Source organism: Mediterraneibacter sp. ICN-202921 (assembly GCF_037890075.1).
Taxonomy (GTDB): Bacteria; Bacillota; Clostridia; order Lachnospirales; family Lachnospiraceae; genus Mediterraneibacter; species Mediterraneibacter massiliensis.
Genome location: NZ_JBBKBE010000007.1, coordinates 19527 through 34681, shown reverse-complemented (window position 1 = coordinate 34681; position 15155 = coordinate 19527). Strand labels below are relative to the sequence as shown.

Genomic DNA, 15155 nt, shown 5'->3' with positions numbered 1-15155 from the left:
TTTTGAAATTATGTTAAACCACTTCCGGTATTAACCTTTGACAGCTCCGGCACTCAAGCCGGTTACAAGATATTTCTGTATATAGGCGAACAAAAGAACCGGTATCGCCATCGCGATGATCGCGCCTGCCGCCATTGCACCATAATGTATACCATATTCGCCCTGCATCATCTTCAGTCCGATCGGAACCGTATATTTATTCGGATCGTTTAAGAACATCATCGCAAACAAGAACTCATTCCAGCAGCCGATCAACGCAAATGCGGCAACTGTTACGATCCCAGGCACCAACATAGGAATCACGACTTTGAAAATCCCACGGATCCTGCTGCATCCATCGATCATCGCAGCTTCTTCCAATGCATACGGAACACCTTCTACAAACCCTCTCATCATAACACAGCAAAACGGTGTCTGGAAGGTGACATTGACAAGGATCAGGGCAATATGGGAACCGACCAATCCCAAGCCGTTAAAAATGTTAAACAACGGTACCAATAATACGGCCGCCGGGATAAACTGTACGGCAAGCAACAGCCCTAAAAAAGCCATTTTAAATTTGAATTTATATCTGCTCAGTGCGTATCCTACCATGATCGATATAATGACAATAAAGATAACGGAAATACTGCTGACTTTCAAACTGTTGAAAAAGTATTTATCAAACCCTACATTCGTCCAGGCATCCACAAAGTTTGCCACTGTACCGTTCTTAGGCAGGTAGGTAACACTCTTTCCCAGAATTTCTGATTCTTCTTTAAATGCCGTGTTGACTGCCCAATAGATCGGGAACACTACATATGTACAAATAAGCAGTAATGGAAGCCATCTTAAAAAGACAATATCTCTTTTTTTCTCTTTCATTATGAATCACTTCCTTTCCCAAAACCAGATACCTTCATATAAATAATCGCGACAATCGCCAAAATAAAGAAGCTGACTACTGAAATCGCCGAACCGTATCCGTAGTTGTTTGTGGTCAGAGCCTGGTTTGCAATCAATACACTAAGTGTCGTCGTCTTTCCGACCGGTCCTCCATTTGTCAAACTGAATATCAAGTCTACACTATTGAATTCCCAGATAGTACGAAGCAGTGTCGTCAGTACGATCGTATCTTTCAAAAGCGGCAATGTCACAAATCTAAATGACTGCCATTTTGTCGCTCCGTCTACCTTAGCCGCCTCGTATACATCCTGCGGCAAGCCCTGCATTGCCGCCAGAAGGCTGATAGCAAAGAAGGGGATCCCTCTCCACAGCTCGGCAACGATGACCGAACCAAGAACCAGATGCTGATTGCCCAGCCATGCTACCGGCTCACTGATCAGCCCTATTTTCATGAGCAGGTCATTTAACACCCCGTAGTTCTGGTTGTAGATCAAACTGAACAATACAGCCGTCAGCACACCTGACATCGCCCACGGTACGAATACCAATGCACGGAAAAAACCACGTCCCTTAAAGTTCTGATTCAGGATCAGCGCCACGATCATACCAAAGACCAGCTGAAGCAGCACTAATGCGGCCACCCATTTTAAGGATACCCACAGAGAAGAATAAAATTCCTCTGTAGTAAAGATCTTTATGAAGTTTTCCAAACCCGCAAATCCATTTGCGAATGGCATCGCAGGATTATAATGCTGAAATGCTAAATAGAATGTCTTACAGAGCGGGTAAAGCATAACGCCTGCAATCAAAAGTACTGCCGGAAGTATCAGCAAATAGGGAGTCCATACTATTTTCTGTTTCACAGCAGGTACAGTACTCTGTTTTACCTTTTTCATCTCTCTCACCTTTCTCTCCTATGTTTATACCTTATCAAGCAAAACCTTCCCGCCCGAAAGGTATGTATTACGGGCTCCCCCTGAAAATATCCCCCGACGTCACCCGAACATATCTACATGTTTCATCCTGTTAATATTTAAACATTCTTTTCCCTTTACGTAAATTTAATAAATTTAGAAATTTAGTATAATATTTTTAAACCGGCAGGCGGCAGACACCCCGGATACCCCTGGAACAAATACCTGCGGCATGTCAGAAGATTACGTTTATATTCAAAACATAAAAAAATCGACTTCACGCCGTTATATATCTCTGATCAGAAGTATGTATTTTCTTCTGATCAGAGATATATAACAGCATGAAGTCGTCTTTTCTTCTGAAATCTAATGGCGGAACCTGCCTTCTGGTCGTGAAGTTAAAAGGCAGTTCGTCAATTCAATCTTATATAATTTGACGTAATTTTACAGGCCCCAGTAATCCTGATGGTTCTACCGGCATACTCATGGACTGCCAATCTTTTATCCGATGTACCAATGTGTTGACAACTCTGATCTCCAGGTGATTTTCCCCCTCTCTGACTATATCTGTTAAGTCAAAGCAGTATGGCGCTGTCAGGCGTACACCTGCCGATTTTCCATTCACCAGGACTTCTGCTGTCTCATATACTTCTCCAAGATCCAGCTCACACTTCTCCTCTGTCTTTTTACAGGAAAAAGAAGTGCGATAGATCATTTTCCCACAAAAATCCGGTTTCTCTCCTGCACTTGTCACATTGCCTGTTTTTTGTTTCATATCATATGCGATCGGTTTTTTTGTTCCTTCCTCTTCGAGATACAATTGAAAATCTGCCAAAGAAATAGTTTCTTCTTTTTTCACACGCAAAAGTTCTCTGTTTTGCTTTATTTCTGGCATTTCCTCTAGTGTGCATTTTTTCCTGTCCACATCCACTAAAAAGAAGATCCGCATCTCTCCCGGGGCAAACTGTAACCTGAGTTTTTCGTTCTTGTTGTCTGTCTGCAGTAATGTGTTCTTCCAGGCATCATACTCTACGATATATTTTTCTCTTGATTTAGGAATTTGTAAAGAAACATCCAATGTTTCGATCGTATTCTCATTAAATAAAAGCAGAATCTCTCCTTCCTCTCTGAAATACCGGTAACTTCTTAGATATGGCGCGTAATTTTCCGCTTTTACATCTACTTCATCTAACTTTTCCTGCCGGATCAAGTGAAGCAGATTCTTTTCATCTAGTCCTTCCGTATTCCATTTGTCTGCTGTTCTGACAATCTTTAGCCCCTTCTCTTGCGCCTGTTTCATCCAGCTTAAAAAATGTGCCGGAAGATGCTCACTGGAAGGCACGACCAAAAGCCGCAGTACTTCCTGATTGATCCTTATACTCCCGTTTTCCACTTCTGCCCTTGTCAGCAGATCCATCGGGAGCACATCATAATCTATCTGATTTCTTGTCAACCATTTCCCTGCTCTTTCAAAAGGCTGCTTATCTCCCATCCACTCTGCCTCTGCCGTGTAAAGCACTCCTATCGACACATTGCGCCTTCCATTTTGGATCAAATGGCAGACACGGTTCATATATGTCATCAGATTTTTAAAATACGGAAATTGCGGATTCTTTCCATCTGCTGAAAAATGCGGCGGGCTGTCCGGATCTGGGCATGGCTTCATGGAAAATGCATGTGGAACAAATACATTGATTCCTCTTACCATCATATGATTTGCCAACCAGGTCATCATTTTCAGCCCTTCAGCCCATCCATAAGCCCCAAATATTTCACTCATGGCTCTTCCTTCTTTTTTGGGATCCAGAAAGGCAAGAGAAAGCGCCAGTTTCGCCAGTCCGTAATGATAAAATTCTCCATAATAAAACTGTTTGCCGCCAACACGATAAAAAGCAGTATCATCTAATTGTGGACGGATCTGCTGCAGCACAACGTCAATACCTGCATAATCCTGCCCCCATAAAGCACGGAAATAATGTCCCGCGCCACCTCCAAGTCTTGCGTGCATCCCTCCGTCTTCAATGATATGTCCCATGTATTCTACGCCTTTTTCCCTGCACCATGTTCCTATCTGCCCACAAAAATTATCTGCATATAGTTGTGTTGCCAGATCCATAAAATCATAGCGCAGTCGTGGAGCTTCCGGTGTCTCCCCCCACAGCGAGGCAAGAGAGACCCTATATGTATCTCCCCATCTTTCTTTTAGTTTTATTTCCAACTCTTCACACCATGGCAGATCCATATCATAACGTCCCAGATAAATCGCATGTTCGTGTTCCCAGCCGATATTTCCAAATCCCGGTTCATCCGAAAAGAAGCCTGCAAATGTATTTCCAAATTCCTTTTTATAGTGCGCATAATGCGCTTCATACACTGTATCGATAAAAAAGCGTACTGCCTCTTTATCAATTACATTCAAATATTTCTCACGCCCGGTACTTTTCTTTGTCACTTTAATGATCATCACGGCATAAAAGCCTTCCGGTATCTCCGTACAAATAAAATCTCCCTGTATTTTATCCGATATATCTTTTATATTGCTGAAGGAAAATTGCGCCTCTTTGTCCCGCTCCAATAAAAGCGCACCTAAAAACCTCTCCCCTTTTTCCAGCTTTACCATGAAAGACAGCTCCTTGGCAGGACCCACGACATCCACCATATAATGAGATATATACTGCTTCACATACGGAGAATCTTCCGTAAGTTTGCCTGCGCAGTATCCTGTAGGATAATGTGAATCATCCAGAAACCAGACCTTCATACCGTATTCCTTCGCCAGCTTCATCACATATCCTGTATCTTCCCACCACTGTTCTCCTAAAAAGTCCGGATGCGGCCGTGACTCTATACAGACAGCGCCTATCCCACTATCATGGATCCTCTTCATTTCCAGGCCTAGTCTCTCACGATTTTCCCCACGCAGCCACAAAAACGGCAGAATATAATTTTCTCCTTTTCCCTTAAGCACCTCTTCCATCCCGTTCTTCATATTTACAGATAATCCTTTCCTAAATTTCTATTTCATTTAATCTCTCCGCCAGTAATTCCGCGATCTTCTCGCAGCCTTTATCGGACGGATGCAGACCGTCATAAGTCATATTGACTGCTTCTTCTGGATAAGGATATGGATCTTCCTGTGGATGATACGGAACAGCTGTATATTCCGGATAGGGCAGATCGACGATTTTTCCTGCCTTTCTTACCCGTTTAAAATGTACGGCATTCTCTGGTGTAAAGCCGGCCTTATTATGCAGATCCAATGTATAAATATTATCGCCTGACACAACTTCATAAATGGCTTTTGCGACTTCTGAGAGCCACAATCCATTTTCCGGCGCATAACTGCCATGTGCATGGTTCGTGTGGTCGGCAATATACACAAAATCACCTCTCTCTACAGGATTCATCACAATGATCGGCGCCGCCTTATTCAAAATACGGATATGCTCTATTAGAACTCTTAAATTTCCAAGAATACTCCCTTCTCTTCCCGCACAATACTCTTCCTTACTCCCCAATGGCGTGTGAGCACTAAACCAATCATTTGTTCCCAGGAGCACTGTGTACACATCTGCGCAGACCAGTTCTTGTTTCAGCCAGTCCGCCGTAGAAGAACCGTTGATCCCTATATTGATCAGTTCTGCCGGATAGCGCAGTTTTTCCATTGTCCGGGTCAGATACCCCTTTTTCAGGCGATAACCTGTCTCATCCAGATGGCTGTCCAGATATGTAAAAGAATCTCCTATAGCACACCATATCTTATTTTCTGCCATTTTTACACCTCTTTATGTTTTTCCCTATACTGTGTGACAGTACAATTGTAATATTTTTTAAAACTAATGCTGAAATACTGCGGATTTTTATACCCTGTCGCCTCTGCGATCTCGTAATTTTTCAAATCGCTTCCTACGATCAGCCGGGCCGCATTTTCCATCCGTATGCGGATGATATAGTCATACAGGTTAATATCAAATTTCTTCTTAAATACACTAGTCAGGTAACAGTGATTGATATTAAAATGATCCGCGATTTTCACAAGTGACAGTTCACAATCCGCATAATTCTGTTCGATATACTGCCGTACTTCTAAAACCAGGCTGTCCACATTTGAATTCATTTTCTGCAGCGCCGCCTGATAGGAAGAATACAGTTCATACAGAGAATGCATCAGGCTTCCATAGAAAAAGGACGCTTTATCTCCTCCCAGCTGAATCTGGGCGAATTGGTTGACTGCAACCTCGAGATCTCCCAATTTTCCAAAAAATTCCGATTCTCCGCCAGAATCGCTGCCCGTATAGATCATAAAAATCTGCAGGTTATCCATACAGAAGAAAAAACTCCCCTTAAATCCATTTGTCAGGACTTCACAATAATGCTCGATCTTATCCTGTACCGATTCATAAGGAATATCTTCACTGTAATGCAGATCGATAAACGCCACGATTCCATAACCATTGTTGATATTGATGTCAAATGCCTCAAAAAAGGAATCATCCATGTGCTGGAAATTTTCACGCATAAGCTTGGATATATAATTGCGTTTGATCTGGGGATATTTTTCATTCAGTATCTCACTCGTCTTACGCTCACTTTTGTATAGATTTTCTGCCCTTTTGATCACTTCGATCAGCTGGTCATGATCCACCGGCTTCGTCAGATAATCTACCGCGTTAAGTTTCAGTACCTGCTGTGCATATTCAAAATCTTTAAATCCGGAGATGAAGATAAACTTAATATTCGGATAATAGTCCTTTGCGATCGTGGCCATTTCGATCCCGTTCATGCCTGGCATTTTAATATCTGTCAGTATGATATCCGGCTGATTGTCCTTTATAAAATCCAGCGCTTCCATCGCATCCCTTGCTGTATAGATCAATTCCCAGCCGTTTGCCTTCCAGTCGATCTTCGCCTCAATCCCCCGTCTGATGATCGCATCGTCGTCCACGAATACTATCTTGGTCATTTGTGTTCCTCCTCATACGGTATTGTAAGAATCACTTCTGTTCCACAGTCGATCTCTGTCTCGACTCGTATCTTATATTGTTTGCCATATGCGATCTGTATTCTGTCCTGTACATTTTTCAGGCCATACACCCCATAAGATTTTTCAGAATACTCGCAGATAGGCTCATCCAGAGACTGCCTTACTTTCATCAGAACATCTTCTGCGACACCGCCGCCGTCGTCACCTACACAGATTTCTATATCTTCTTCTTTACGCCTCACAGTAATCTGGATAGTGCCATCTGTGCGATAAGGACGTATACCGTGATACACTGCATTCTCAACGATCGGCTGTAATATCATCCGCAATGTCTTTGCCTGCTTTAAATCATCCGGTATAATGATACAAAATTGAAAATCTTCAAACCTTGTCTGCAAAATAGACAAATACGCAGATATGTGCTTTAATTCCTCTTCCAGCGTAATATAGGATTTTCCTTTGCTTACGCCGATCCGATAGAATACCACCAACTGCTCGATCATTTCTTCCGCCTTTTCATTTTCTCCGCACGCGCACAATTCCTTGATACAATCTAAAGTATTGTACAAAAAATGCGGATTGATCTGGGCAAACAGGTACTGCAGCTGTGTCGCCTGTTTTGCCTTCATTTCCCTCTGAATAGATTCTGTCAGATTCTGTATCCTGTCCATCATCTCATTGACGCCGTTTCCAATCTGACTGATCTCCTGGTATCCGCTCACCTCAATCCGCTGTCCGTCTGACAATTCCCGTATTTTCTTCATCTGCTTTAAAAGTTTGCGGATCGGCTGAGAGAAATATCGCGGGATTACAAAATACAATATGATAAATATGAGGATGACCGCCAGCGCAAAGAATATAAAAATATGCGTAAATTCCCGTGAATTAATATATAGCTCATTCTTGGGAACCACCGCAAGTATCCCCGTATCTTTCATTTCAATAGGCGTATAAATGACATAGTATTTATCTATTGCAAAAGAACGTACTTCCTCCCCTTGTTCCTGGCTGATCTCCTTACGTATCTTTTCTATCTCTGTTTCATCCAGCATACTAAGCGCTGTATCTGTCTCTTCTGTATCCGTTCTGCTCTCCATGATCTCCCCATCCTGCCGGATAAGCGCCATTTCACTGTTTGGTGTCGGTCTGCTGTTTTGGATCTGATTAAATATCATTTCATCCCGTATCCCAATCAATACCACTCCGCTAACTTGACTGTCTGAAGTCCCTAGTGTCTGCGCCATGGCAAAATGATAAGGGAGCTGCCGGGCAATCTGATCTGGCAGCACTTCCGACATGCTGATCCAGCAAAGCTCTGCATTTTCTCCTAAAAACTGCCTATACTCTACATCCCGCATGATTGACAAAGAGTTTCCCGTATTAGACTGATAGTAATAAATGGAATTATCAGACAGCCACATACCCATACTTTCCACATACGTAGAGTAATGCTGAAGGAAATTTGTAAACCCATTCGACAGCTGCAAATACTCTCTCGGCTCGATTGGATCTTGATCCGTTTTGATATTTTCTTCCATTGTATAAAAAACACGTTCATCCAAAAGGCTTTCTGCCACCTCCTGGATATTGGTCATATCATCACTCAAATAATTCCTGCTCTGCGTCACAAGAGATTCTGCGTTTTCTTTTACCATGCTCGTGTAATGTGTCACACCTGAAATGTAAAAAGAAACACAGCAGAACACCAGCAGAAGGAAAAACGGGAACAATAAAATCGTAAGTACTGTACGTATCGGCAGTTTCAGCAGCCATTGTTTTACCTTCTGCATATGTATTTCTCCTCTCTACTTCGCCCACTCTTTTGGAAGATACCGCAAAGTCGCACGGATCATATCCTCTGCCAAAAGCCGTATATCCTCTTCTTGACACTTCTTTCCCTGCACGAGCGGATCGTGCAGAAACGCTTGTACAACTGCTTCTTTATCATAGGTAAGCGCAGCTTTTAGTATTCTTTCGTGATTTTCTATATGCGGCAGCATGAGCGCTTTTATATCTTCCGGAAGATCACCTGCAAACAGCGGCCGCACTGTATCCCGCTCAAATACCGCATTTGTCTCTACCACGGCCTCGCTTGGGAGATTGCCTATCTGCAGAACATGATTCGGGATATTTACATTACTTACCATCCGAGTAAGTCCGCAAAGCGCTTTTATCAAAAGGATCCCTTCCTCGCCCGTCGGCTGCAGCTCCACCTGTTCTTCTCCGTTTAACAGGCGTTTGCTCTTTTCCAGACGATCTTTTAGATCTTCTTTTCTCCATGCGACAGAAGTCAATGCAAATTTCCACTCCTCCACTGTCCGCGGATCTTTCAAATATTCATCCCCCGGCATAAACTCCGCAAGATGTCTGTCTCCCGCCGCGGCGATCAGTCCATATCTTCTGAACAGGTCAAATTTTACTCTATGGGAGCATTTAAAGCAAGCATTGAGCCAGTTCATGTCTCTTTCTTCATATCCTTCTTCAAAATGTGCATCCACATATGCCTTATATACCGGGAATAAATCGATACCTTTATAAGAAGCATAGTCAAACCATGTAAAATGGTTGATACCGAGCACATTCACATGAATATCCTCTCGTTTTACATCCTGTATTCCATAGACTTCTTCCACAATTCCTTTGAGCACCTTCTGTGTCCCGAATACTTCATGGCAGCAGCCAAATGCTTTGATCTGCGGAAATGTATGATACAGCGTTTTTACACATAGGGACATTGGATTAGTGTAGTTAATGACCCATGCAGACGGTGCATATCTCTTCACTGCCTCTGCGATCTCTGCAAACATAGGGATCGTCCGCAATGCGCGTATCATACCGCCGGGACCTGCTGTATCTCCTACAGACTGATAGATGCCCAGCCGCTCCGGCATATGCACATCACTTTCCATCTCATCAAAAGTTCCCGGAAGAATAGAAATCACCACAAAATCTGCTCCTGTAAGAGCCTCACCGAGGGAATCACAAGTCCGGTATTCCCATTTCCCTTTTGCGTCTTCTCTGGCGCTGACTGCATTCCCGATCACTTCATTTGCCTTTGCTGCCTCTCGGTCTATATCATATAAGCGTATCGTTCCGCTCATATCCGGTTCCAGGGCAAGATCTGTCATAAATGTCCATGCCCAGCCTCTGGATCCACCTCCAATATACGCGATCTGTACTTCTTCCGCTTTGTTTTCCTTATAAATCATAACACACACACCTTTCTACATTCAAGTGTTCCGGCATATCCCGGAAATATCTATCTACACTGGACATTATAGTAAAATATTGTATAATAATCTCAACTAATATTGCTTTATTCGCATATTTTACATACAATATTTACTTCTTCTTGCCACAAATAGAAAGGAGAGCCTATGAAACACATACTTTTTGAAGGATCCATGGAGGGTTTTTCCATCAGTCGTATTGTGCGGGACTTTGACTACACTATGCCGGATGTGCACATTCATTACGATGATTATGAAGTCTACTATCTGTTGGAAGGCGAACGTTACTACTTTATAGGGACAAGAATGTATCATATCACTCCCGGAACGCTTCTTTTTATCAAACGTAATGTCATCCACAAGACCGGTCTTGTCAAAGAAGCTCACCATGACCGGATACTTTTAGAAATCTCCCACGCCCTTTTGCATCACATTTTTTCCTCGACCGGAGAGATAAAGCTTTCTTCCTTTTTCCGGAAAGACTGTATCATACTGCCTTTACATACAGAAGAACAACATTTTATAAAAAACTTACTTCTCTGCGTCAGCCGGGAAATACAAAGGAAAGAAGACGGCTGGCGCCTGCTCATACAAAATAAGATCGCAGAACTGTTCATCTTTGCTCTCAGACACGCGGACATTTCTTCTGCATCCGCAGTTCCAACAGCTAAAAACCCTCGCCACAGACAAGCGGAAGCGATCGCGGCGTATATTGCGGAACAATATGACGAACCGCTGACGCTGTCTTCCGTAGCAGCGCATTTTTACATGAACAAGTGCTATCTGAGCCGTATCTTCAAAGAATGTACCGGTTTTACTGTCCTGGAATATCTGCACACGCAGCGGATCCAGAAAGCCCGCAGCCTTCTTGTACAAAACGACAGAAACATCTCGGCTGTCTCCGAGGCTGTAGGCTATGACAATCTGACATACTTTGAACGGATATTCAAAAAATATACCGGTATGACTCCGCTGCAATACAGAAAACAATATATATGCTGATGCTGTTTATATGACCCGTATTTCTTTCCATTTTCCGTTTTTATACCGGAGCCCCATGAGAATCGACCGGACGCACCAGTCTACAACTCCGGCAACCCACACCCCCATCAGCCCCATTTCCAGACAAGTTCCCAACACATAGCTTAACACGACCCGACATATCCACATGGAGCTTAACGCCACATACATGGTAAACTTTGCATCCCCTGCCGCTCTTAAAACTGCCGGAAGCGCAAAAGATACAGGCCAGATGAGTACACAGCTTACCGTAAAGAAAGACAGCACCTGCCGCGCTGTCTCCGCTGTCTGTAAGGAAAGGTGGTAGACAGAAAGTATAGACGGGATAAAAGGGAATACAGCAAGATTGACAAGCAGCAGACTCCCATAGGTGATCCCGACCAGTTTTCGAGTAAAAAATTCCGCCTGCTTATAGTCCCCCGCTCCCACACAGCGAGCGATCACAGTGGTGATTGCCAGTGTCACCGCCTGTCCCGGAAGCGTCTGGAAGCTTGTTATCACATTTCCTACGGCGTTTGCCGCTATCGCAGTTGTCCCATACGTCGAAACAATGCTCAGCACCAAAATCTTTCCTATCTGAAACATACTGTTTTCCAGACCATTGGGAATACCGATCCCCAGGATCCTTTTGATCATTCTCCAATCCGGCACATAACGAAACGTTTTTTCTATATGCACTGCTCTTTTCTCCTGCGCAAGCAACGCAGTGATCAAGATAGCTGCCAGCATACGCGACAGCAAGGTCGGAACCGCCGCTCCCGCCACGCCCCAGCCGCAGCCATAGATCAACAGCGCATTTCCCGACACATTCACGATATTCATCAAAATGGATACTTGCATAGATATTTTAGAATTTCCCATGATGCGGAAGATTGCCGCTCCGGAATCATAAATAGCAATAAAGGGAATCGATGCCGTCACGATCAGCAAATATATTTCCGCCTGCCGCATAACTTCTGCCTCTGTCTGTCCGAATACGATATGCAGGATAAACCATTTCGACAGATAGATCCCCGCCATGACAAACAGCGCTATAAATGCTACGAACCATAGCATCTGCGTCGCCGCCTTACACGCCATCTGTCGGTTTTTCTGTCCTAAATACTGTCCGGCAACGACTGCGCCGCCGGATGCCAGCGCCGCAAACAAATAAATAAACAAGATCATCACATTATCTACAAGGGAAACCCCTGATACGGCCGCTTCTCCCACATTTGCCACCATAACAGAATCTGCCATTCCAACCAGCACAGTCAGAAGCTGCTCTATGATCAATGGTATGATCAGTGCCGCCAGGGCACGATCATCAAACAACAGCTGTTCTTTCTTTATTCCGTACTTTCTCCACATACTTTCTCGCCTCTATTTTTCCATGGTTGTGTCTTTTCTTTATCACCTGTCTTCTTTGCGGGGAGCTGTGCCAGTATGATCGCGGCAAAGACCAGCGTACACCCGAACACTTCTCGTCCTGATAATTTTTCTCCCAGTACGAGCCAGCCAGTAAGCGCCGCGAAGACAGACTCCAAACTCAAGATCAGGGAGGCCACCGTGGGATCTGTATTTTTCTGCGCAAGGATCTGCAAAGTATAAGCTACCCCGCAGGACAAGACGCCTGCATAGAAAAGGGGCAGCCATGCCGCTCCTATGTCTGTCGGAGAAGGTTTTTCAAAGAAAAACATCGGCACTGCACACAGCAGCCCGCTCACAAGGAACTGTATACAAGACAGTTTTACTCCGTCTGTCCGCGGCGCATAATAATCTATCACTAAAATATGTACGGAAAAAATGACAGAACAAATACATACAAGCAGGTCACCTTTTCCGATTGTAAAGCCATGCGTGATACATAAAAAATACATACCGATAATCGCAAGAATAACTCCTGCCCATATTTTCAATCCTGCTTTTTTTCCAAGGAAAATGCCAAATATCGGTACAAGCAGAATATACAGCGCCGTGATAAAGCCGGCTTTTCCTGCGCTCGTATACACCATTCCTATCTGCTGTAAGGTACTCGCAGCTCCCAGCAAACATCCGCAAAACAATCCGCCCAAAAGTAACGTATGCCTTTCCTTTCTTTCTGTATCAGCAGAGACCTCTTTGTTTTCTGTGATGCTTTTCTTTTTATCCAGGATCCATATGACCGGAAGCAGCGCCGCCGCCCCTAACAGGCACCGTACAGCGTTAAATGTAAACGGTCCTATATACTCCATTCCCGCGCTTTGCGCCACAAAGGCACTTCCCCAAATAAACGCTGTTACCATCAGCAAAATGTTGTTTTTTCCTCTCCCCTTCATCCTTGTCCCTTTTCTTTCTATTTTTTGTTTTTGGTTTATTCTGCAACGCCGTTTATTATAAACCCCTTCTGCAGAGATTTCCATCCCCCCGGACGATCTGTGGATACTATTTTCTTTTTATTCCACTCCTTTCGCAAAAGCGAGCACTTCTTCTTTCACTGCCTGCAGACGGCGTAAAGATTCCGGCTCATTTTTTGCCTTCGCATAGAAATAAAATTTAATTTTGGGTTCTGTCCCTGATGGACGGACTGCAAACCAGTTCTCGTCCTCCAGCATAAATTTTAACACGTCTGACCTGTCGATTTCTTTATAGCCATTGCTATAGTCTATCTTTTCCTCTACTTTCATGCCGCCGAACTTTGCAAACTGCTGTTTTCGAAAATTTTCCATGATACGTTGTATCCTCTTTGTTCCCTGCGTCCCTTCCAGCACAAAAGAAACTTGTTCTTCTTTGTAATGCCCGTACTGTTCATACAAGGCGCGCAGCACCTGTATGAGCGTCTTTCCTTGCTTTTTATAGTACGCAGCCATTTCGCATACAAGCATAGCGGCGCTGATCCCATCTTTGTCTCGGACTTCCTCGCTGCACGCATATCCTATACTTTCTTCATATCCAAATACGTATTCTCTTCCTTCTCTTTGCAGCTGCGGTATTTTCCCACATATATTTTTAAAACCGGTCAAAGTCTCATAGGTCTTCACCCCATAAGCCTGACAGATCTTCACTCCCATATCTCCTGTCACAATAGATTTGATCATGCCGCCCTTTGCAGGCAGACTTTTTTTCTCTTTTCGTCCTTCCAGAATATATGCGATCAGGAGAACTCCTGTCTGATTTCCATTCAGAGCAATATAATTTCCATTCTCGTCTCTGGTCTCTACCGCCATCCGGTCACTGTCCGGATCCGTTGCGATCAGTACTTCCGCTCCTGTCTTTTTCCCCAGTGCTTCCGCCAGAGCAAATGCTTTGCTGTCCTCTGGGTTCGGATAACCAACTGTTGTAAAATCCGGGTCCGGATCTTTTTGTTCTTCCACGACAGATACATTCGAAAAGCCTCTGTCCTTTAAAATCCTTTGTACCGGTATGCTGCCCGCCCCATTTAAAGGAGTATATACGATCGCGACATCTGACGCCAGTTCCTCCCCCTCATGGATTGCCAACGTTTTTACGAGACGCAGATACTTTTCATCCATCTCCTCAGAAAGTATAACGATCTTTCCGCTTTTCACCGCATCCTCAAACCCTATGCGGCGCACTCCCTCAAACATGTTCACTTTTTGGATATGTTCCAACATTTCATCTGCGATATCTGCCATCACTTGTGCGCCTGTCTCCCAGTATACTTTATACCCATTGTATTGTTTAGGATTATGACTAGCGGTTATATTCACACCGGCGGCGGCCTTTAACTGACGGATTGCAAAGGATAACTCCGGCGTCGGCCGCAAAGACGAAAAGGTAAATACCTTTATTCCGTTGGCCGCAAAAACCTCTGCTGCCAATTGAGCAAATTCTTCCGAATAATGTCGGCAGTCATACGCGATCACAACGCCTCTGTCCTTATAGTTCTCACCTTGCTCTGCGATATATTCCGCAATTCCCTGTGTCACTTTTCCTACTGTAAACACATTCATGCGATTTGTCCCTGCTCCCAGCTTTCCTCTAAGTCCTGCCGTTCCAAATTCCAGCACTTTTCCAAAACATTCCTCTATTTCTTCCTCGTGTCCATCCATTTCCTCTAATTCTCTTCGCAGTTCTTCCTGCTCTTTTACTTTTTCTTTCCACTGCAAATATAGTTTCTCTGCATACATATACCCCATTCTC

11 protein-coding genes are annotated in these 15155 nt (G+C 43.9%); 1 reads left to right on the top strand and 10 read right to left on the bottom strand.

From position 1 onward, the window contains the following. Positions 1–30 precede the first annotated feature (30 nt). From WKT01_RS07705 to WKT01_RS07675, 7 genes are all read right to left on the bottom strand, one after another. Positions 31–864: a carbohydrate ABC transporter permease gene (locus WKT01_RS07705; RefSeq protein ID WP_117974500.1), complete on the bottom strand. Its 834-nt coding sequence runs from the start codon at positions 862–864 to the stop codon at positions 31–33. Next, complete coding sequence (locus WKT01_RS07700) at positions 864–1781, bottom strand: carbohydrate ABC transporter permease (protein WP_117974563.1); 918 nt, start codon at positions 1779–1781, stop codon at positions 864–866. Before WKT01_RS07700 ends, WKT01_RS07705 begins: the two co-directional genes overlap by 1 nt. A gap of 442 nt (positions 1782–2223) precedes the next feature. Continuing rightward, positions 2224–4788 carry a glycosylhydrolase-like jelly roll fold domain-containing protein gene (locus WKT01_RS07695; protein WP_059066441.1) on the bottom strand — a complete coding sequence of 855 codons (2565 nt, stop codon included), beginning with the start codon at positions 4786–4788 and terminating at the stop codon, positions 2224–2226. Positions 4789–4807: 19 nt separating this feature from the next. Further along, the gene (locus tag WKT01_RS07690; RefSeq protein ID WP_059066440.1) at positions 4808–5572 is read right to left on the bottom strand and encodes an SGNH/GDSL hydrolase family protein; all 765 of its coding nucleotides are present in this window, start codon (positions 5570–5572) and stop codon (positions 4808–4810) included. 2 nt (positions 5573–5574) lie between these two features. Further along, entirely contained in the window at positions 5575–6762 is a 1188-nt protein-coding gene (locus WKT01_RS07685) for a response regulator transcription factor (protein ID WP_059066439.1), read from the bottom strand. Beyond that, on the bottom strand, positions 6759–8573 hold the full coding sequence (locus tag WKT01_RS07680) for a cache domain-containing sensor histidine kinase (protein WP_059066438.1): 1815 nt from the start codon (positions 8571–8573) through the stop codon (positions 6759–6761). The genes WKT01_RS07685 and WKT01_RS07680 overlap by 4 nt, the downstream gene beginning before the upstream one ends. 15 nt (positions 8574–8588) lie before the next feature. Further along, positions 8589–9992 (bottom strand): family 4 glycosyl hydrolase, encoded by a 1404-nt coding sequence (locus tag WKT01_RS07675; protein WP_059066437.1) that lies wholly within the window; start codon positions 9990–9992, stop codon positions 8589–8591. Positions 9993–10160: 168 nt separating this feature from the next. Between WKT01_RS07675 and WKT01_RS07670 the strand changes: the two genes are divergently transcribed. Beyond that, positions 10161–11015 (top strand): helix-turn-helix transcriptional regulator, encoded by an 855-nt coding sequence (locus WKT01_RS07670; RefSeq protein WP_117974498.1) that lies wholly within the window; start codon positions 10161–10163, stop codon positions 11013–11015. Between the two features lie 6 nt (positions 11016–11021). On the opposite strand, the gene WKT01_RS07665 is transcribed toward WKT01_RS07670, so the two are convergent. From WKT01_RS07665 to WKT01_RS07655, 3 genes are all read right to left on the bottom strand, one after another. Then, the gene (locus WKT01_RS07665; RefSeq protein WP_117974495.1) at positions 11022–12383 is read right to left on the bottom strand and encodes an MATE family efflux transporter; all 1362 of its coding nucleotides are present in this window, start codon (positions 12381–12383) and stop codon (positions 11022–11024) included. Beyond that, the gene (locus WKT01_RS07660; RefSeq protein ID WP_117974561.1) at positions 12362–13330 is read right to left on the bottom strand and encodes a DMT family transporter; all 969 of its coding nucleotides are present in this window, start codon (positions 13328–13330) and stop codon (positions 12362–12364) included. The genes WKT01_RS07665 and WKT01_RS07660 overlap by 22 nt, the downstream gene beginning before the upstream one ends. A 117-nt stretch (positions 13331–13447) precedes the next feature. Then, positions 13448–15142, bottom strand: a complete 1695-nt coding sequence (locus tag WKT01_RS07655; protein ID WP_117974493.1) for a phospho-sugar mutase — start codon at positions 15140–15142, stop codon at positions 13448–13450. Positions 15143–15155 lie beyond the last annotated feature (13 nt).

Excerpts from the sequence above, each read along its gene's own strand:
- WKT01_RS07705 (WP_117974500.1), bottom strand. The coding sequence starts at position 864 with ATGAAAGAGAAAAAAAGAGATATTGTCTTTTTAAGATGGCTTCCATTA.
- WKT01_RS07700 (WP_117974563.1), bottom strand. The coding sequence starts at position 1,781 with ATGAAAAAGGTAAAACAGAGTACTGTACCTGCTGTGAAACAGAAAATA.
- WKT01_RS07695 (WP_059066441.1), bottom strand. The coding sequence starts at position 4,788 with ATGAAGAACGGGATGGAAGAGGTGCTTAAGGGAAAAGGAGAAAATTAT.
- WKT01_RS07690 (WP_059066440.1), bottom strand. The coding sequence starts at position 5,572 with ATGGCAGAAAATAAGATATGGTGTGCTATAGGAGATTCTTTTACATAT.
- WKT01_RS07685 (WP_059066439.1), bottom strand. The coding sequence starts at position 6,762 with ATGACCAAGATAGTATTCGTGGACGACGATGCGATCATCAGACGGGGG.
- WKT01_RS07680 (WP_059066438.1), bottom strand. The coding sequence starts at position 8,573 with ATGCAGAAGGTAAAACAATGGCTGCTGAAACTGCCGATACGTACAGTA.
- WKT01_RS07675 (WP_059066437.1), bottom strand. The coding sequence starts at position 9,992 with ATGATTTATAAGGAAAACAAAGCGGAAGAAGTACAGATCGCGTATATT.
- WKT01_RS07670 (WP_117974498.1), top strand. The coding sequence starts at position 10,161 with ATGAAACACATACTTTTTGAAGGATCCATGGAGGGTTTTTCCATCAGT.
- WKT01_RS07665 (WP_117974495.1), bottom strand. The coding sequence starts at position 12,383 with ATGTGGAGAAAGTACGGAATAAAGAAAGAACAGCTGTTGTTTGATGAT.
- WKT01_RS07660 (WP_117974561.1), bottom strand. The coding sequence starts at position 13,330 with ATGAAGGGGAGAGGAAAAAACAACATTTTGCTGATGGTAACAGCGTTT.
- WKT01_RS07655 (WP_117974493.1), bottom strand. The coding sequence starts at position 15,142 with ATGTATGCAGAGAAACTATATTTGCAGTGGAAAGAAAAAGTAAAAGAG.